Below are 16,787 nucleotides of genomic sequence, written 5' to 3'. Positions count from 1 at the left end.
GATCGCGCGTGGTTCAGCGAACCAGTTGCACGTGCCGCCGGCCCGTGCCCGGGGAGGCGGACAGCGGCTCGGCCGAGGTGCCGTTGCGGACCGCCAGCAGTTCGGCGGCGATCGAGACGGCGGTCTCGGCCGGGGTGCGCGCACCCACGTCGAGACCGGCGGGCGAGTGCAGGCGGGCCAGGACCTCGTCGGTGAAGCCACCCGCCTGCAGGGCCTCCAGCCGATGCGCGTGCGATGCCGAGGTACCCAGGGCGGCCAGGTATCCCAGCTCGGGTAGTCGCAGAGCCACGGTGAGCAGGGGGATTTCGAACTTGGGGTCGTGCGATAGCACGACCATCGCGGTGTCGGAACCGATCTCGCCGGCCGAGGCCAGGGTGTTGAGGTAGCGGTGCGGCCAGTCGACCACCACCTCACAGCCCGGATAGGCCGTCGCATTGGCGAAGGTGGGTCGCGCGTCCACGATGGTGATCCGGTAGCCGAGCAGCTTGGCCTGGGTGGCCAGCGCGCTCGCGAAAGCATTGGCCCCCACCAGGATCAGATGCGGCGGCCGGGCGAAGGAGGACACGAAGACATCGGAGTCGGGGAGCGAGACCAGTTCGGTGCCGTGCTTGCGGTCGGTGATGAGGTGCTGACCGATCACGTCAGGATCGGAGTGCCAGACCACCGTGAACACCGTGACCTGACGCTGTGCCGCGATATCCGCCGCCACATCCGGGAACTCGGGAAAATGCCTGCGGGAGAAGGGTTCCGTGAAAACGTCCAGGGTACCGACGCAGTCCATCTGGGCATCCAGCCCGCTGCCGGGCCCGAACCGTTGCAGCCCGCGCCGTCCGGTGTGCGCCGATTCGACCGCGGCCTCATATGCGGCGGCTTCGGCGCAACCCGCCGAGATCGATCCGAAGGCGCGGCCCTCGGCGTCCACCACCATGGCCGATCCGATGGGCACGGGCGTAGTGCCTTGTGTCCGAACGAGAGTGGCCAGGCCCCCGGTGCGTCCGCTGTGCCAAATTCGAAGAAGGTCGTCGATGATTTCCCGCATCACATGCTCCCGCTCACAGTGCGCTGTCCGCCGGATAATCCCGATCGATCCCCGTTGCGAGGTCATCGCACGTGACGCACACCATATCCGCTCGTTGTCGTAAATAAGTGCCCGCCCCCGAATTTCCCGCCGCGCTCGCGCGCACCCCCGCCCGGTGCGCCCGCTCCAGGACCACCGGATGCCCCCGGGTCGTACCGAAGAAGGTGCGCGCCGAGCGGCTCTCGCTCGCCCGCGCCGCCGCGACCACCCGCTCCACCACGGCGGGTCGGACATCCGGTGTGTCGGCCGGCATGATCGCCACGAACTCCGCGGGACCGGGTCGTCCGGCGGTGTCAGCATTCCACGCGCCGGAATTCCGCGCCGGTGTATTCCTCGCCGTGTCAATCCGCGCGGCAATAATTGAATCTATTGTTCTACCGGCGGTTTCATGGGATCGTTCGCCGATGCCCACGCCCGTCGCGGCCATAGCCGAGCGCGTCGAGGCGCTCGATCCGAGTTCCCAGTCCGTGGCCCAGATCGGCTGCACGCCTTCGGGAATGGCGATGCCCGAGGTTTGCGACACCATCCGGACCTCGTCCGGCCCGCGCTGCGCGGGCCCCGTTGCCCCCGGTACCACGAAGATCCGCCCGCGGCCGCCCCCGCGCGGCGCGTCCACCGCAGCGCGCAGCCAGGCACCACCCTCGGCCAGCACTTTCGGCATGCCATACCGCCGACCGGCACCGGCCGCGAGCAGAATTCCATCGCAGCGTTCGGGACTCACGCGAGCAGGGTAATCCCGCCCGCCCACCTGCGCTGACCAAGCGACCGCCAGGGGTTGCCCCACCGGCCGCCCGCAAGTAGACCAACAGTCGAATCCGAGCCGCCGCGGATCCTCCCGCACCCGCTCCGGCAGCGGTTCCCCTGCCGCGGCAAGCGGTCGATCACCCGCGTCCGGCAGACCCGAATCGGCCAGCCGGACAAGCCGTCCACCCAGATCCGCCGAATTCTCCGAAAGCGATACGGTCGCCGCAACGTCTCGGTCGAGAGCGTTGCGACGACCGCGTGAACCCACCATTCGGTGCGGGGCCTGCGGGGCGTCCGGTGGGCGGTGGTCAGAAGAGGGCCAGGGCGGCGAGGAGGCCGCAGAGGGCGATGAGCTGGAGGGCTACTCGGAGGTTGATGATGCTGTCCCAGCGGTCCTGCAAGGCGCGGGCGTTGGCGGGGATGATGCCGGACTGGGCGGCTGCCTTCTGCGCGGTGTTCACCGGCTTCGCCACCTTGACGTAGAAGGCGAGCCAGGTGACCAGGGCGGCGAGGGCGATGGCGGCGGCGATGGCCGGGGCGGTCTGGCCGGCGATGGCGGCGATCAGGGCGGTGAGGGCCGTGGTGAGGACGCCGCCCGCGCCGAAGATCGGCATGCGCTTGTCTCCGTAGTAGTGGCCCCAGCCGGCGCTGACGGTGACGGCGGCGTCGTCGAGGCGGCGGTAGACGGCGCGGCTGATGAGGGCCGCGCACCAGTCGGTGCCGTAGATGACGGCATTGGCGAGAACAGCGAGGGCGGCGAGGGACTGGCCGGTCAGGTTGAGCATCGGGGCCTCTTTCGAAGAAATCTAGCGGAGCTAGGAACTGAAGCGACGATAGCAAGTTGGAGCTAGGTTGTCTAGCGTTGCTAGATTTTGAGAATCGAGGCGATTGGGATGGTCGGGATGAGCACCGGAGGTGGCTCGCCTCACCACAATCAAGATCGCAATGAGCTGTGAAGGTGCTCACACCTGAACTGCCGTCGGCGCGTCGTGCGCCGGTGGCCCCCGTCACGCAAACAGTACGGGCGTTATGCAAAACCGCATGTCAGCGCTACTGGCAAGTAGATTTCAGCGCTGCTATTCGCAGGCAAATTTTGCATGCTTAGCAAAATGCTGGTGAAAGCTAGCGGGGATTCACACTTGCAACAGGTAGACGCATATTTTTTCGTGTGCCATCGTGTGGAAGTACACCTCGCGGGCCTAGCAAGTCTGCAAATTGCCGCTCCAGCAGTGGTCGAACGTACTTCAGGGTTCGACCGGCGGGGCTACTACCGAGACCGAACGAAGAAGTGGAGTCAGAGATGTCGAACGTCGGCACCCCGAAGACCGCTGCGGAGATCCAGAAGGACTGGGACACCAACCCGCGCTGGAAGGGCATCACCCGCAACTACACGGCCGATCAGGTCGTCAAGCTGCAGGGCACCGTCGTCGAGGAGCACACTCTCGCCCGTCGTGGCGCCGAGATCCTGTGGGATCTCGTCAACAACGAGGACTACATCAACTCCCTGGGCGCCCTCACCGGCAACCAGGCCGTGCAGCAGGTCCGCGCCGGCCTGAAGGCCATCTACCTGTCCGGTTGGCAGGTCGCCGGTGACGCGAACCTGTCCGGCCACACCTACCCGGACCAGTCGCTGTACCCGGCCAACTCGGTGCCGGCCGTGGTCCGCCGCATCAACAACGCGCTGCTGCGCGCCGACGAGATCGCCAAGGTCGAGGGTGACACCTCGGTCGCCAACTGGCTGGCCCCGATCGTCGCCGACGCCGAGGCCGGCTTCGGTGGCGCGCTGAACGCCTACGAGCTGCAGAAGGCCATGATCGCCGCCGGCGCCGCCGGCGTGCACTGGGAAGACCAGCTGGCTTCGGAGAAGAAGTGCGGCCACCTCGGTGGCAAGGTGCTGATCCCCACCCAGCAGCACATCCGCACCCTGACCTCCGCGCGTCTGGCCGCCGACGTCGCCGACGTGCCGTCGGTGATCATCGCCCGCACCGACGCCGAGGCCGCCACCCTCATCACCTCCGATGTGGACGAGCGCGACCGCGAGTTCCTGGACGGCACCCGCACCGCCGAGGGCTTCTTCGGTACGAAGAACGGCATCGAGCCCTGCATCGCGCGTGCCAAGGCCTACGCGCCCTACGCCGACCTCATCTGGATGGAGACCGGCGTGCCGGACCTCGAGGTCGCGCGCAAGTTCGCCGAGGCGGTCCGCGGCGAGTTCCCGGACCAGTTGCTGGCCTACAACTGCTCGCCGTCCTTCAACTGGAAGGCGCACCTGGACGACGCGACCATCGCGAAGTTCCAGCGTGAGCTCGGCGCGATGGGCTTCAAGTTCCAGTTCATCACCCTGGCCGGCTTCCACTCGCTGAACTACGGCATGTTCGACCTGGCCTACGGCTACGCCCGCGAGGGCATGACCGCCTTCGTCGACCTGCAGGAGCGCGAGTTCAAGGCCGCCGCCGAGCGTGGCTTCACCGCCGTCAAGCACCAGCGTGAGGTCGGCGCCGGCTACTTCGACACCATCGCCACCACCGTGGACCCGAACACCTCCACCGCGGCGCTGAAGGGCTCCACCGAAGAGGGCCAGTTCCACTGAGTAGCAACCGGTTCCGGGGAATCTCCCGGGGCGGCAGTCGCATCACACCGCGCCGCCCCGGGGCCTCGGAACCGTCGAGAGTCGAAACGCGACAACTGATTTCGGAAGGTCCGGGCAACTCACCGGGTACGGCCGAAATTGGTCCGGCACCCAGCGCAGGCGCGGGTGCGCGACGCCGACGGCTCTCAGCCGCCCGCTGAATAGGCGAAGAGGCGGCACAGCCCTTCCCGTCGACAGCCCCGGCGGGGAGGGCATCGTCCTATAGCGTGAATTTGGGATATGCCGAAGGTGTTCGTTCGGTACGGGACAACTGATTTCGTGGCGGTCGGGGTAACTCCCCGGGTACGACCAAAATTGGTTCGGCACCTGACGCAGGCACGGGTGCGGAGTGGTAACGGCACTTAGCCGCCCGCAAAGTATGCGGGGAGGCGGAACGGAGCGGGACGTGAGCGAAAAGATTCAGCGCGTCGGCATTATCGGCGCCGGACAGATGGGCGCGGGCATCGCGGAGGTCTGCGCCCGGGCACACGTCGATGTGCTCGTCTTCGAGCAGACCCGGGAACTGGCCGCGGCCGGCCGGGCCCGCATCCTGCGGTCGCTGGACCGCGGGGTGTCCAGCGGCAAGATCACCGAACGTGAGCGCGAGCAGGCCGCCTGGCGTCTGCGCTTCACCTCCGACCTCGGCGATTTCGCCGACCGTCAGCTGGTCGTCGAGGCCGTCGTGGAGAACGAGGACGTGAAGACCGCGATCTTCAGCGAACTCGACAAGGTCGTCACCGATCCCAATGCGGTGCTGGCCTCCAACACCTCCTCCATCCCGATCATGAAGATCGCCGTGGCCACGAACAACCCGGAGCGGGTCGTGGGCATGCACTTCTTCAACCCGGTCCCGGTGCTGCCGCTCGTCGAGCTGGTCACCACCCTCAAGACCGCCGAGTCCGTCTCCAAGCGGGCCGAACAGTTCGCCTCCGACGTCCTGGGCAAGCAGGTCGTGCGCTCCGCCGACCGGTCCGGTTTCGTGGTCAACGCGCTGCTGGTGCCGTACCTGCTCTCGGCCATCCGCATGGTCGAATCCGGGTTCGCCACCAAGGACGACGTGGACAAGGCCATGGTGCTGGGCTGCGCCCACCCGATGGGGCCGCTGGCGCTCACCGACCTGGTCGGCCTCGACACCGTGAAGTCCATCGCGGATTCCATGTACGAGGAGTTCAAAGAGCCGCTCTACAGCGCGCCGCCGCTGCTCATGCGCATGGTCGAGGCCGGTCTGCTGGGCAAGAAGGCCGGCGCCGGCTTCTACCAGTACAACTCGCCCGCCTCGCGCACGTAGCGGGAGGGCACACCCTCGGCGAGTCCCGGATCCAGCGCGACGACTGATCTCGTCAGGATCCGGGCAACTCGTCGGGAACGTCCGAAATCGGTGCGGCCCCCGACCGCAGGCGCGGGTGCTCGACGCCGACGGCTCTCCGTTGCCCGCTGCGGACGCGGGGCGGCGGGAGAGCGCGTTTCAACCCAAGGTGCGCGTCGCCGGGCATGTGGCGGCGTCCACCTTTACCGGGCATAAGCTGCCAATAGGTCGAGTCGGACCGGCAGCTCGGAAGGGAGTGTGTCCCGCTCATGGTCAACGTCACCGACGGGTTCGGTTCCAGCATCCTGGGATACCCGCGAATCGGCGAGCACCGGCAACTCAAGCGTGCTCTGGAGTCGTACTGGCACGGCACGCTGTCGCGCGACGAGCTGCTCGCCGTCGGACGCGAGATTCAGGAGAGCCAGTATCTGGAGCTGGCCGCCACCGGGCTCACCCAGGTCCCGGGCAACACCTTCTCCTTCTACGACCACATTCTCGACAACGCGCTGCTGTTCGGCGCGGTCCCCAAGCGGTTCGAGCTGTATCGAGAAGGCTTGCACCCCTTGGACTTCTACTTCCTGATGGCTCGCGGCCGGCCGGATCTGCCGCCGCTCGAGCTGGTGAAGCTGCTGAACACGCCGTATCACTACCGGCAGCCCGAACTCGAGCACGACACCGAATTCTCCCTGCACCCCGAGGCGCTGCTGGACGAATTCGATCGCGCCAAGGCGGTCGGCATCGAACTGCGACCGGTGGTGCTGGGCCCGCTGTCGCTGCTGCTGCTGTCCAAGACCGGCCATGTCCCCGGCGAGACCGAATTCGACAAGCTGGTGCTGCTCGACAAGCTGCTGCCGGTGTACGAGGAATTGTTCGAGATCCTCGCCAAGCGCGGCGCCACCTGCGTGCAGTTGGACGAGCCCTGCTTCACCAGCGACCGCTCGCCATCGACCATGGAGCTGTTCGAGAAGACCTACCAGCGGCTGTCCAAGGCCCCGCTGCGCCCGCGCATACTGGTCACCGGGCAGTACGGCGATTTCGGTGAGGCCATCGAAATCCTGTGCCGCACTTCGGTGGAGGCCATCGGGCTCGACCTGGCCAGCCATCGGGTTCGTCCCGAGGACTTGGCCGCGATCCCGGGCATCAAGCGCAAGCGCCTCTACGCCGGCGTCATCAGCGGCACCAATGTGTGGCGCGCCGACCGGTTCGTGACGCTCGAGTATCTCAACGCGCTCGCCCAGGTCTGCCCCGACATGGTGGTGTCCACCGGCGCCACGCTGCTGCACGTGCCCTACGACGTGCTTGTCGAATACGACCTCGAGGGTCCCGTCGCCGACCGCCTCGCCTTCGCCAAACAGAAGGTGCTGGAAGTGGTTTCGCTGGCCAAGGCGCTCACCGAGGGCCCCTCGGAGAAATGGCGCAAGAAGCCGACGTCGGTGCACTTCAAGCAGAAGCACGCGGTGCGGCAGCGCGTCTACGCCATCACCCCGCAGATGCGGGTGCGCGAACCCTATGAGACCCGCCGGGTCGCGCAGGAGGCCAGGCTGGGGTTGCCGCTGGTGCCCGCCACCACGCTGGGCTCCTTCCCGCAGACCGCCGCGGCCCGGCAGGCCCGCCACGACCTCGATCAGGGCCGGCTGTCCTACGACGAGTACCGCAAGCGCATCGAAGCCGAGATCGAGTCCACCATCCGCCTGCAGGAGGACATCGGCCTCGACGTGCTGGTGCACGGCGAACACGAGCGCAACGACATGATCCAGTACTTCGCGGAGTTGCTGGACGGCTTCGCCACCACCCGCTTCGGCTGGGTGCAGGTGTACGGATCCCGTTGCGTGCGACCGCCGATCGTGTACGGCGACGTGTCCCGCCCCGAGCCCATGTCGGTGTCGTGGACAACCTACGCGCAGTCCCTCACCGACAAGCCGGTCAAGGGCATGGTCACCGGTCCGGTCACCATGCTGGCCCGTTCCTTCGTGCGCCAGGACCAACCGCTCTACGAGACCGCCGACCAGGTGGCCCTGGCCATCCGCGACGAAGTGGTGGACCTCGAGAAGGCGGGCATCGCCGTCATCCAGGTCGACGAGCCCTCCATTCGCGAGCTGCTGCCGCTGCGCAAGAAGGGCCAGGCCGAGTACCTGCGCTGGGCCGTCGGCGCGTTCAAGCTGGCCACCTCCGGTGTCGGCCCGGAAACCCAGATCCACACGCACATCGGCTACTCCAGCCGCGGTGACGTGGTCGCGGCCATCGAGGAACTCGACGCCGACGTCACCGCCATCGTCGCCACCCGCTCCATCGAGTGGGTCCTGGAGGCGCTGAAGGAGGACTGCGCCGAAGGCCGCGGCCTCACCCACGGCGTGGGCCCGGGTGTGTACGAGAGCCGTTCCGCCCGCATCCCGGACATCGACGAGCTGGACGAATTGCTCAGCGCCGCAGCCGAAGCCGTCACCCCGGAGCGTCTGTGGGCCAATCCGGACGGCGGCCTGAAGACCCGTCACCACTGGCAGCTCGACCCGTCCCTGCGCAATATGGTCGCCGCCGCCCGCCGCGTCCGCCGCCGCGCGCAGGCCGCCGCGGGCGAAACCGCCTGAGGCAGTAGCGCTCACCCCGGAACCCCGGTTCGATCCTCCGATCGGACCGGGGTTCCGCGCGTCCGCCGTCACGAATCGGTCATGAAGGGGCGATTAGCGTGTGGGCCACAGGTTTTCGAGGAAGGCAGTGACCATGGATCCGACGGGCAAGGGCGATCAGCCGGTGGACGATCCCGAGACCGAGAAGCGGCACTACGACTCCTATGACCAGAAGGGGGATCAGGTGCCGCCGGATCCGCCGTGGAAGTCGGGGCGCTGAGTACGAAGGAGATTGTCGGTGGGCGCCGCTACGGTGTGGGCGTGAACCGCACGGATCGGCTCTACGCGATTGTCGAGGATTTGCGGGCGGTCTCGCCGCGACTGCGTACGGCACGGGAATTGGCCGCGCGGCACGGGGTGAGCGTGCGCACGGTCGAACGGGACATCAGCGCGCTGCAGCAGTCGGGGGTGCCCATATACGCCGATGTGGGGCGGCGGGGTGGATACGCGCTGGAGAAGAGCATGTCGCTGCCGCCGCTGAATTTCACCGCGGCCGAGGCGGTGGCGCTGGCGGTCGCGGTGGCGCGGGCCGACGACGGGCCGTTCGCGGCCGCCGGGCGCAGCGCCCTGCGCAAGATCCTGGCGGCCATGTCGCAGCAGAATGCCGACGCGGCACGGCAATTGGCGCTGCGGGTGCTCTTGTTCGAGTCGCCCGAGGCCGCCGCCCCGATGCCGATACCGCCGGAGGTGGAGCAGGCCGTTGTGGCGCGGCGCGTGCTGCGCATCGAGTATCTGGATCGCTCGGGTGTGCTCAGCGAGCGCGAGGTGGAACCGGTGGCGCTGCTGCACGGGTCCCACGGCTGGTACCTGCTGGCCTGGTGTCGCCTGCGCGACGAACCCCGCAATTTCCGGCTCGATCGGATGAAGGGCATCGAGCTGACGGAGTGGATCGGGCCGGAGCGGACCATCGACACGTGCCGCCCGGATGGGCCGGTGCACGAGGTGCGGATGATCTCGCTCGGATAGACCGGCGAACACCGACAACAGATCCGGAAACACCGACAGGGGGTTGTCGTTCGGCCGGGAGATCGTGGTGCGGCAAGGAAATCCACCATGACCCTTCGGGAGACAGAGATGAGCACTCCGCCCTTCGACACCGTCGCCTGGTTCCAGGTCGGCAGCGATCAGCCTGAACAGGTGAAGGCCTTCTACAAGGAACTCTTCGGCTGGAACTTCGCCCCGGACCCGAACGAGGACGGCAATTACGACCTGGTCACCTACCCGGGCAATGAGATGCCCGCGGGTGGCATCGCGCATCTGGACGACGCCTCCGGCAATCACGCCATCTTCTACGTGCTGGTCCGCGACGTTCCCACGGTCCTGGCCGCGGCCGAGAAGGAGGGTGGCAAGGTCTTCCGCCAGCCCGTCACCGCCAAGAACGGCTTGGTCTTCGCTGAACTGCTCGACACCTCCGGCAACCGCTTCGGCATCTTCAGCCCGCCGCCCGAGAACTGATCGGCTCCGGTCCGGCTGCGGTCCGGAGTTAGCCTGTCACGGACGTTGATTCGAGACAGGAGTGTGGATCGTGGGCATGTTCGACCAGTTGAAGGATGCGGCGGGCAAGGCGGCGGAGCTGGCGGGCCAGCACGCCGACAAGCTGGAGCCGCTGATCGACAAGGCCGGCGATCTGGTCGACCAGCAGACCGACGGCAAGTTCGCCGGTGCGGTGGACAAGGTTCAGGAGGCGGCCAAGCAGGCGCTGCGCGAGCAGACAGGGCAGTAGCGGCGAGACGCGGTCATCGAGCGGCCGGCGGCAGTGCTGCCGCCGGTTTCGCCACTGCCGCAGGGTTTTTCGCGCGGATCAGCCCGGCGAAAGGGAGTGTGTTCGCGCCGGCACGCGCTCGGTGCGAACACATCGCGGGATCACATGGTGGCGGCGTCGATGACGAAGCGGTAGCGCACATCGGAGGCGACCACGCGCTCGTAGGCCTCGTCGATGCGGTCGGCGGCGATCACCTCGATCTCCGCGCCGATGCCGTGCTCGGCGCAGAAGTCCAGCATCTCCTGGGTCTGCGCGATACCGCCGATCATGGAGCCGGACAGCGAGCGGCGGAAGCCGGCCAGTGTGGAGGCCCGCACGGTGTAAGGCTTTTCGGGCAGGCCGAGCGCCACCAGGCTGCCGTCCAGCCGCAGCAGTTTGAGGTAGTCCTCGATCGGCAGGTCGGCGGAGACGGTATTGATGATGAGGTCGAAGGAGCCACGCAGCTTCTTGAAGGTGTCGCGGTCCCCCGTGGCGTAGTAGTGGTGCGCCCCGAAACGGCGGCCGTCCTCCTGCTTGGACAGCGAGTGGCTGAGCACGGTGACCTCCGCGCCCATGGCGGCGGCGATCTTCACGCCGATGTGCCCGAGCCCGCCCATGCCGATGATGGCGACCCGCTTGCCCGGCCCGGCATTCCAGTGCCGCAGCGGCGAGAACAGGGTGATGCCCGCGCACAGCAGCGGCGCGGCCACGTCCAGCCCGATGCCTTCCGGAATGGCCAGCACGAAACCCTCGGTCACCACGATCTGGGTGGAGTAACCGCCGAGCGTGCGCCCGCCCGCCTGCTGTTCGGCGGGCACCGGGGAGTTGTAGGTCCAGACCGCGCCGTTCCGGCAGTACTGCTGCTCGCCGGCCAGGCAGGGTTCGCAGCGCCCACAGGAGTCGACCAGGCAGCCCACGCCGACCCGATCGCCGACCCGGTGCCGGGTCACCTCGGAGCCGACCGCGGCCACGAGACCCGCGATCTCATGCCCGGGCACGCACGGGTAGGCGGTGCCGTGCCATTCATCGCGGGCGGTGTGAATGTCGGAATGGCAGATGCCCGCGTATTTCACATCGATCAGCACGTCGTGCGGGCCGAGTTCCCGGCGCTCGATGGCGATCTTCTCGAAGGCCCCGTCCGGGGCGGAGACGGCATAGGCGGTAGCAGTGCTCATGCACTCATGCCTACTCCCGCATGCCCGCAATCACCAACCGTTCGTCCGATTTCTCACGTTCGGAGCGAGCGCGATGTCTCACCTCCGGGCAGCGGAGTGAGATCTCAGCCCGGGGCGGCGTGATTTCACATGCTCGGCGCGGCGTGGGCATTCGACGCCGAACGGTGGTCATCGTCATGCTGGCGGAATGGCCATTCTGCTGTCCGTACTGTCGATGTGCGCGACTCTCATCGGCGGGCTGGCGGCAGCGCACATCGGTCACAGCAAGCGCCTGGTGCTCGGCCTGGCCGCGGGCGTCATGCTGGGTGTGGTGGCCTTCGACCTGATGCCCGAGGCGTTGAAACAGGACACTCGCGTCACGCTCGGCGTGCCGGTGCCACTGCTGGCCGCGGTGATCGGCTTCTTCACCGTGCACGTGCTCGAGCGCTCGATCGCCATTCACACCGGCTACGAGGACGAATTCGCCGCGCACCAGCACAGTCACGATTTCTCCTCGCTGGGCCTGTTCGCGGGCGCGGGCCTGGTGTTCCACTCCATGCTCGACGGCCTGAGCATCGGATTCGGTTTCCAGGCCAGCGCGGCGGTCGGCGCGGCGGTGGCCATCGCGGTCATCTGCCACGACTTCGCTGACGGGTTCAACACCTTCACCCTGACCACGCTCTACGGCAATGCCCGCAAGCGCGGCCTGATCATGCTGGGCCTGGATGCCATCGCCCCGGTGGTCGGCGCGATCATCGGCACACTGGTCCTTGTCCCGTCAGAATTGGTCGGCCTGTACCTCGGTTATTTCGCGGGCTTCCTGCTCTACCTCGCCACGGCCGATATCCTGCCCGAGGCACACGCGGGCAAACCCGCCAGGGGACCGCTCGTGTGCACACTGGCCGGGGTGCTGTTCATGTTGGCCGTTGCGGCACTGAGCCATTGAAATACTGGTACACCAATAGCAAGACATGCTCGAGCCGGCGGGCGAACCGCAATCGGGAGGGTCTGTGGACAGCGAGACACGCGGGAGGCATCCGGCGGGTGGCGCTACCGGCCCCCACCCGGCCCGCGGTCACCGGCCCGGGCGGGGCGGGCGGTTGCTCGCGCTCGTCATCGCGGCCGTGCTCGCGGTCACCGGATTCCTCGGCTACCGCGGCGAACTGCCGCGCTGGCCGTTCCGCGACGACGCCGCCACCGCCGGTCTGAGCGGTCCGGCGCTGCCGCCGCTCGACGTCGACCTGGTCTCGCGGGTGGCCGAGCCGTCGCTGGTGAACATCACCGCGGGCATCCGTCCCTACGGTCTGGGCGCGGCCGGCTCCGGCATCGTGCTGAGCGCGGAGGGCGAGGTGCTCACCAGCCACCACGTCATCAAAGGCGCTGACACCGTGACGGTTTCGGATCTCGGCACCGGCGCGACCTACACCGCCACCGTCGCCGGCTACGACTCCGGCACCGATATCGCGCTGCTGGATCTGAACGGCGCCGGTGGACTCCCGGTCGCGCACATCGGCAGTTCCGCCCCGCTGCACCTGGGCGATGACGTGCTGGCCATCGGCAATGCCGGCGGCACCGGCTCGCCGACCGCGGTGGGCGGGCCCATCACCAACCTGGATTCGGCCATCGTGGCCCGCGATGCCGCCGACCTGTCGCGGAAATCCCTGCACGGCATGATCGAGATCGCGGCCGCGGTGGCGGCCGGGCAGTCCGGCGGCGCGCTGGTCGACCGCTACGGCGCGGTGGTCGGCGTCATCACCGCCGCCTCCGGGGACCTGCGGAAGGCAATGGGCAAGGGCCCCAACGGCTATGCGGTGCCCATCGACACCGCCATGAACGTCGTCCGACAGATCCGTTCCGGCACACCCACCGACGCCGTTCACATCGGTCCCACCGCCACCCTGGGCATCCTGACCTCCGACGCCCAGCCGTCGGGCGCGCGCATCGACGTGTCGATCTACGGTCTGCCCGCGTATGCGGCCGGACTCACCGATGGCGAGGTCATCACCGCGCTCGACGACCGCGCAGTCACCAGCTCACAAATGCTGAAAGCCGCACTCAACGCCCATAAACCGGACGATGTGGTGCGGCTCGAGGTCAGCGACCCGGATGGCGGGCACCGGACGGTGAGCGTGACGCTCACCGTCGGCCCGCCCAACTGAGCGCCTGGACAGAAGTTCCACGGGGGAGGACCTTCGACCAGCCGCTCAGAACTTGCTGTTCCAGTACGACTGGAACTGGATGTACACGATCAGGATGACCACCGCGTAGAAGACGGCGATCAGTGTCCACCGCCACTCCACCAGGATCTGCAGCACGCCGCGCGAGCGACCCCACAGGATATTGGTCACGATGGCCAGCAGCGCCGACGTCACCGCCCACACCACGATGCACCACGGGCACAGCGCGTGGATCTTGAATACCGCGTCCCACACGAGATAGCAGATGGCGGCCAGGCCGAGCAGCAGGCCGAACCACAGGCCGCCGATGAACCAGCGTGGCAGGGCGATCCCGCACACCGTCAGCACGCCGATGGTCACGACCACCGAGAAACCCACCACGCCGATGATCGGATTGGGGAATCCGAACATCGACGCCGTCGGCGACTCCATGACCGTCGAGCACGAGATCGTCTGGTCGATGGAACAGATCGGCTTGTAGCCGGGCTCGGTCAGCGACTTGAACTTCTCGACCAGCAGCGTCACCGACGCCGCCCAGCCGATCAACGCACCCAGCAGCAGCGGCCAGGCCGAGCGGGGTCCCGCGGCGATCATCACTTGGCCGCGTTCTCGATCACCGAGGTCATGCCCCCCGGGCTCATCAGCGACTTGGCGTCCTGCACCTGGGTGCCGTTGACGTACACGGTCGGGGTGGACTGCAGCCCGGTGGCGAAGACCGCCTTGGTCTCGTCCTTCACCCACTGGACGTACTTGCCGTCGCGAATGTCCTGCGCCACCTTGGGGTCGGTGTAGCCGGCGTCGACCGCGATCTGGATGAGCTGGTCATCGGTCATGCCATTGCCGTTCTCCGGCGGCTGCTTGCTGAACATGGTGCCCAGCCATGCCTGGAACTTCGAGGGGTCCGAGGCCGCGACCACATAGGCGGCATTGGCCGCGCGGGTCGAGTACTGGTTGCCGTTGGAGGCGCGGTCCAGGAAGGAGATGATGCTGTAATCGATGGTGGCGGAACCGCTCTGGACCGCCTTGCTCAGGGCGTCGGAATTGGAGCCCTCGAACATCTTGCAGGCCGGGCACTGCAGGTCGGCGACGATCTGGATCTTCGCCTTGGCATCCGGATTGCCGATGCGGATGGCGCCGCCCGAAGTGACATTCGGTGGTACCGCGCCCGCGCTCGCGTCATGGGTGACGGTCGGGGCGAAGGAGGTCGCCGTGGCGGACGGCTTGCTCTTCTCGTCGTCCGACTTGCGCATCGCCAGGCCGATGCCGATGGCCGCCACCAGACCGACCAGGACCGCGGCGACGCCGACCTGGATGGCGATCTTGCGGTTGCGGTCGGCCCGTGCGGCCTTCGCGAGCGGGTTGTTGCGGTCACCCGGCTTGTTGCTCACCTCTGTGCTCACCACGCCTTCCGTTGTCACGACACGTGCGCGCCCATCTTCACCCGTGAACCTGAGAGAACGCTGTATCGAAATGCCCTCCGCTTCGCTCCGGGCGGGTGCGCGGACTCGAGGTCTCGAGGTCGTCACTCCTCCGCTCCACCGCTTCAAGGCGGTGTTTCGAGCCGTAATCCAGAATCGAGAAGGCCGCGAAACTGAGGTTCGCGGTCGGAAGGAGGCGGGGTGAGTCGTTGATCACCCTTGCATGAGGCGCTTTTTCTGCTCGGCGATATCGAAGGTGGCGGGCGGCCAGTCCAGCTCGAGACTCTGCAGGGCGTCGATCAGCAGTTCGGTGACGGCCAGGCGCGCGTACCACTTGGAATCGCAGGGCAATACGTACCAGGGCGCGTAGTCGGTATTGGTGCGGTCCAGGACTGCCTGGTACGCCTCCTGGTACTGCGGCCAGTAGGCCCGCTCGTCGATGTCGTTCGGGTTGAACTTCCAGTACTTGTCGGGCCGGTCCAGCCGCTGCATGAGCCGCTTCTTCTGTTCGTCCAGCGAGACGAACATGGCCACCTTCACCATGGTCGTGCCCTCGTCCACCAGCTTGCGCTCGAACTTGTTGATCTCGTCGTAGCGCTTGCCCCACACCTCCGGCGGGACGAGCTCGTGCACCCGCACCACCAGCACGTCCTCATAGTGCGAGCGGTCGAACACACCCAGCTGCCCGGCGCGCGGCAACTTCTTGCGAATGCGCCACAGGTAGTGGTGCTTCTTCTCCTCGGCGGTCGGCACTCCGAAGGCGGCGTGGTCCACGCCCTGCGGATCGACCGAGCCGATCACGTGCCGGACGATGCCGCCCTTGCCCGCGGTGTCCATGCCCTGCAATACCAGCAGCACACTGCGGGTGTCACCGGAACGGCCGTTGGCATAGAGCTTCTCCTGCAGATCCGACAGCACTGCGCGGCGTTCCTCGAGCAGGGCTTCACCGGCACGCTTGTCGCCCTTGAATCCCGGAGTCGCGGATGAATTCAGATCCTTCACCTCGACGCCATCGGCGCGTAGGGCCTCGGTGACCGGTTCCGACCAGGATGTCGCCTTCGCCATCTGTCATGGTTAGCACGGGTCGCGGCGTCCCCGTCAGTAACCCCGCCGAATCGGACCAGGGGAGGGCGCATTCAGACGCGGGCCAGATGCACCAGCTGCGCGGCCAATTCCTCGTCGGTGACCGGAGCCAGGGTCAGGTCGGCGGCCGTGGTGAGCAGATAGCGGCCGTCACCGGAGAAATCCAGCCAGGTGCGATGCCGGGTCGGCGGGGACAACGGATTGGCCGGTTCAACCGTGACGGTGATGAATCCGCGCCCGTCCACCGGCTCCCGCAGCTTGCGGCGGAAGCGATCGGCCTCCTCCCCGGTGCCGGCGGTGTCGGGATACAGCACGGCCTGCTGTGGTTCCCGCAGCGGCTCCAGTCGTCCGGGCGGTGCCGACCCGATGACCTCCACCAGTTCCCGCCCCAATTGTTCGGCGGGACACAGCGTCACCGTCACCGTGTCCGGCAGCGAGACGAGAATGCCCGCCCGCTGCTGCGCCACCGCCGCGAAGGCTAGGATGTGCCGCGCCTGCGGACCGGTCGTTCGCTCGCCGTACAGGGTGACCGTCGTGGTGTCGGTGCGGGCGCACAGGGCCAGCGCGGCGGCCAGGTCCGGATCGGTGCGGCGCAGGTAGCGCGGTGACCGGCCACCGGCGAGTATCGGCCCGAATCGCGGTGTGCCGTCGAGATTCTCGGGTGCCGCCGGGCTCGTGTCGAGCGGATAGGGACGGCGTTCCAGATCGGTTTCGCGGGTCCAGATCATCGCGAACTCGTCCGGGGTCAGGATCCATTTCACGTGGCCGACCCCCCTTTCTTGGGTACAACCTCCGTCCCGTCCGCGACCCTACCGGAGAGATTCTGCGGGTGC

The 16,787-nt window shown here is 67.5% G+C and carries 17 protein-coding genes; 9 read left to right on the top strand and 8 right to left on the bottom strand.

Annotation, left to right across the window (positions count from 1 at the left end; translation table 11 throughout):
- Positions 1 to 13: 13 nt before the first annotated feature.
- The 3 genes from GLP40_RS28140 to GLP40_RS28130 all read right to left on the bottom strand — a co-directional run bounded on the left by GLP40_RS28140 (position 14) and on the right by GLP40_RS28130 (position 2,607).
- Entirely contained in the window at positions 14 to 1,039 is a 1,026-nt protein-coding gene (locus GLP40_RS28140) for an XdhC family protein (RefSeq protein ID WP_154791016.1), read from the bottom strand.
- Positions 1,040 to 1,052: 13 nt separating this feature from the next.
- Positions 1,053 to 1,799 (bottom strand): NTP transferase domain-containing protein, encoded by a 747-nt coding sequence (locus GLP40_RS28135; RefSeq protein ID WP_196054821.1) that lies wholly within the window; start codon positions 1,797 to 1,799, stop codon positions 1,053 to 1,055.
- 331 nt (positions 1,800 to 2,130) lie between these two features.
- On the bottom strand, positions 2,131 to 2,607 hold the full coding sequence (locus tag GLP40_RS28130; protein ID WP_154791014.1) for a DUF1772 domain-containing protein: 477 nt from the start codon (positions 2,605 to 2,607) through the stop codon (positions 2,131 to 2,133).
- A 515-nt stretch (positions 2,608 to 3,122) separates the two neighbouring features.
- Here GLP40_RS28130 and aceA point away from each other — a divergent pair.
- The 7 genes from aceA (at position 3,123) to GLP40_RS28100 (ending at position 10,104) form a co-directional block, all read left to right on the top strand.
- The gene (gene aceA / locus GLP40_RS28125) at positions 3,123 to 4,412 is read left to right on the top strand and encodes an isocitrate lyase (protein ID WP_154791013.1); all 1,290 of its coding nucleotides are present in this window, start codon (positions 3,123 to 3,125) and stop codon (positions 4,410 to 4,412) included.
- 445 nt (positions 4,413 to 4,857) lie between these two features.
- The gene (locus tag GLP40_RS28120) at positions 4,858 to 5,739 is read left to right on the top strand and encodes a 3-hydroxybutyryl-CoA dehydrogenase (RefSeq protein ID WP_328290758.1); all 882 of its coding nucleotides are present in this window, start codon (positions 4,858 to 4,860) and stop codon (positions 5,737 to 5,739) included.
- A 287-nt stretch (positions 5,740 to 6,026) separates the two neighbouring features.
- Positions 6,027 to 8,342: a 5-methyltetrahydropteroyltriglutamate--homocysteine S-methyltransferase gene (metE, locus tag GLP40_RS28115; RefSeq protein WP_154791011.1), complete on the top strand. Its 2,316-nt coding sequence runs from the start codon at positions 6,027 to 6,029 to the stop codon at positions 8,340 to 8,342.
- Between the two features lie 127 nt (positions 8,343 to 8,469).
- Entirely contained in the window at positions 8,470 to 8,601 is a 132-nt protein-coding gene (locus GLP40_RS34610) for a hypothetical protein (RefSeq protein WP_268867186.1), read from the top strand.
- Positions 8,602 to 8,642: 41 nt separating this feature from the next.
- Entirely contained in the window at positions 8,643 to 9,347 is a 705-nt protein-coding gene (locus GLP40_RS28110; RefSeq protein WP_328290757.1) for a helix-turn-helix transcriptional regulator, read from the top strand.
- A 108-nt stretch (positions 9,348 to 9,455) separates the two neighbouring features.
- Positions 9,456 to 9,836, top strand: a complete 381-nt coding sequence (locus GLP40_RS28105; RefSeq protein ID WP_154791010.1) for a VOC family protein — start codon at positions 9,456 to 9,458, stop codon at positions 9,834 to 9,836.
- Between the two features lie 76 nt (positions 9,837 to 9,912).
- Complete coding sequence (locus GLP40_RS28100) at positions 9,913 to 10,104, top strand: antitoxin (protein ID WP_154791085.1); 192 nt, start codon at positions 9,913 to 9,915, stop codon at positions 10,102 to 10,104.
- Positions 10,105 to 10,244: 140 nt separating this feature from the next.
- On the opposite strand, the gene GLP40_RS28095 is transcribed toward GLP40_RS28100, so the two are convergent.
- Complete coding sequence (locus GLP40_RS28095; protein WP_154791009.1) at positions 10,245 to 11,297, bottom strand: NAD(P)-dependent alcohol dehydrogenase; 1,053 nt, start codon at positions 11,295 to 11,297, stop codon at positions 10,245 to 10,247.
- A gap of 187 nt (positions 11,298 to 11,484) precedes the next feature.
- Here GLP40_RS28095 and GLP40_RS28090 point away from each other — a divergent pair, with 187 nt between their 5' ends.
- Positions 11,485 to 12,222, top strand: a complete 738-nt coding sequence (locus GLP40_RS28090) for a ZIP family metal transporter (RefSeq protein WP_154791008.1) — start codon at positions 11,485 to 11,487, stop codon at positions 12,220 to 12,222.
- Positions 12,223 to 12,286: 64 nt separating this feature from the next.
- Complete coding sequence (locus GLP40_RS28085; protein WP_328290756.1) at positions 12,287 to 13,435, top strand: S1C family serine protease; 1,149 nt, start codon at positions 12,287 to 12,289, stop codon at positions 13,433 to 13,435.
- A gap of 45 nt (positions 13,436 to 13,480) precedes the next feature.
- Here GLP40_RS28085 and GLP40_RS28080 read toward each other — a convergent pair whose 3' ends face one another.
- From GLP40_RS28080 to GLP40_RS28065, 4 genes are all read right to left on the bottom strand, one after another.
- The gene (locus GLP40_RS28080) at positions 13,481 to 14,047 is read right to left on the bottom strand and encodes a vitamin K epoxide reductase family protein (protein WP_154791006.1); all 567 of its coding nucleotides are present in this window, start codon (positions 14,045 to 14,047) and stop codon (positions 13,481 to 13,483) included.
- Positions 14,047 to 14,853 (bottom strand): DsbA family protein, encoded by an 807-nt coding sequence (locus GLP40_RS28075; protein WP_328290755.1) that lies wholly within the window; start codon positions 14,851 to 14,853, stop codon positions 14,047 to 14,049. Before GLP40_RS28075 ends, GLP40_RS28080 begins: the two co-directional genes overlap by 1 nt.
- 231 nt (positions 14,854 to 15,084) lie before the next feature.
- On the bottom strand, positions 15,085 to 15,936 hold the full coding sequence (locus GLP40_RS28070; protein ID WP_154791004.1) for a polyphosphate kinase 2 family protein: 852 nt from the start codon (positions 15,934 to 15,936) through the stop codon (positions 15,085 to 15,087).
- Positions 15,937 to 16,007: 71 nt separating this feature from the next.
- Positions 16,008 to 16,715 (bottom strand): ESX secretion-associated protein EspG, encoded by a 708-nt coding sequence (locus tag GLP40_RS28065; protein ID WP_328290754.1) that lies wholly within the window; start codon positions 16,713 to 16,715, stop codon positions 16,008 to 16,010.
- Positions 16,716 to 16,787: the final 72 nt, after the last annotated feature.

The organism is Nocardia aurantiaca (assembly GCF_009708175.1).
Lineage (GTDB): Bacteria > Actinomycetota > Actinomycetes > Mycobacteriales > Mycobacteriaceae > Nocardia > Nocardia aurantiaca.
Note: the sequence above shows the minus strand (reverse complement) of the source record. Positions and strands in the feature narration are given on the sequence as shown.

What these genes read in the sequence shown, in the direction of transcription:
- metE (WP_154791011.1), top strand. Translation starts at nt 6,027, where the DNA reads ATGGTCAACGTCACCGACGGGTTCGGTTCCAGCATCCTGGGATACCCG.
- GLP40_RS28070 (WP_154791004.1), bottom strand. Translation starts at nt 15,936, where the DNA reads ATGGCGAAGGCGACATCCTGGTCGGAACCGGTCACCGAGGCCCTACGC.
- GLP40_RS28105 (WP_154791010.1), top strand. Translation starts at nt 9,456, where the DNA reads ATGAGCACTCCGCCCTTCGACACCGTCGCCTGGTTCCAGGTCGGCAGC.
- GLP40_RS28090 (WP_154791008.1), top strand. Translation starts at nt 11,485, where the DNA reads ATGGCCATTCTGCTGTCCGTACTGTCGATGTGCGCGACTCTCATCGGC.
- aceA (WP_154791013.1), top strand. Translation starts at nt 3,123, where the DNA reads ATGTCGAACGTCGGCACCCCGAAGACCGCTGCGGAGATCCAGAAGGAC.
- GLP40_RS28080 (WP_154791006.1), bottom strand. Translation starts at nt 14,047, where the DNA reads ATGATCGCCGCGGGACCCCGCTCGGCCTGGCCGCTGCTGCTGGGTGCG.
- GLP40_RS28130 (WP_154791014.1), bottom strand. Translation starts at nt 2,607, where the DNA reads ATGCTCAACCTGACCGGCCAGTCCCTCGCCGCCCTCGCTGTTCTCGCC.
- GLP40_RS28100 (WP_154791085.1), top strand. Translation starts at nt 9,913, where the DNA reads ATGTTCGACCAGTTGAAGGATGCGGCGGGCAAGGCGGCGGAGCTGGCG.
- GLP40_RS28095 (WP_154791009.1), bottom strand. Translation starts at nt 11,297, where the DNA reads ATGAGCACTGCTACCGCCTATGCCGTCTCCGCCCCGGACGGGGCCTTC.
- GLP40_RS28140 (WP_154791016.1), bottom strand. Translation starts at nt 1,039, where the DNA reads ATGCGGGAAATCATCGACGACCTTCTTCGAATTTGGCACAGCGGACGC.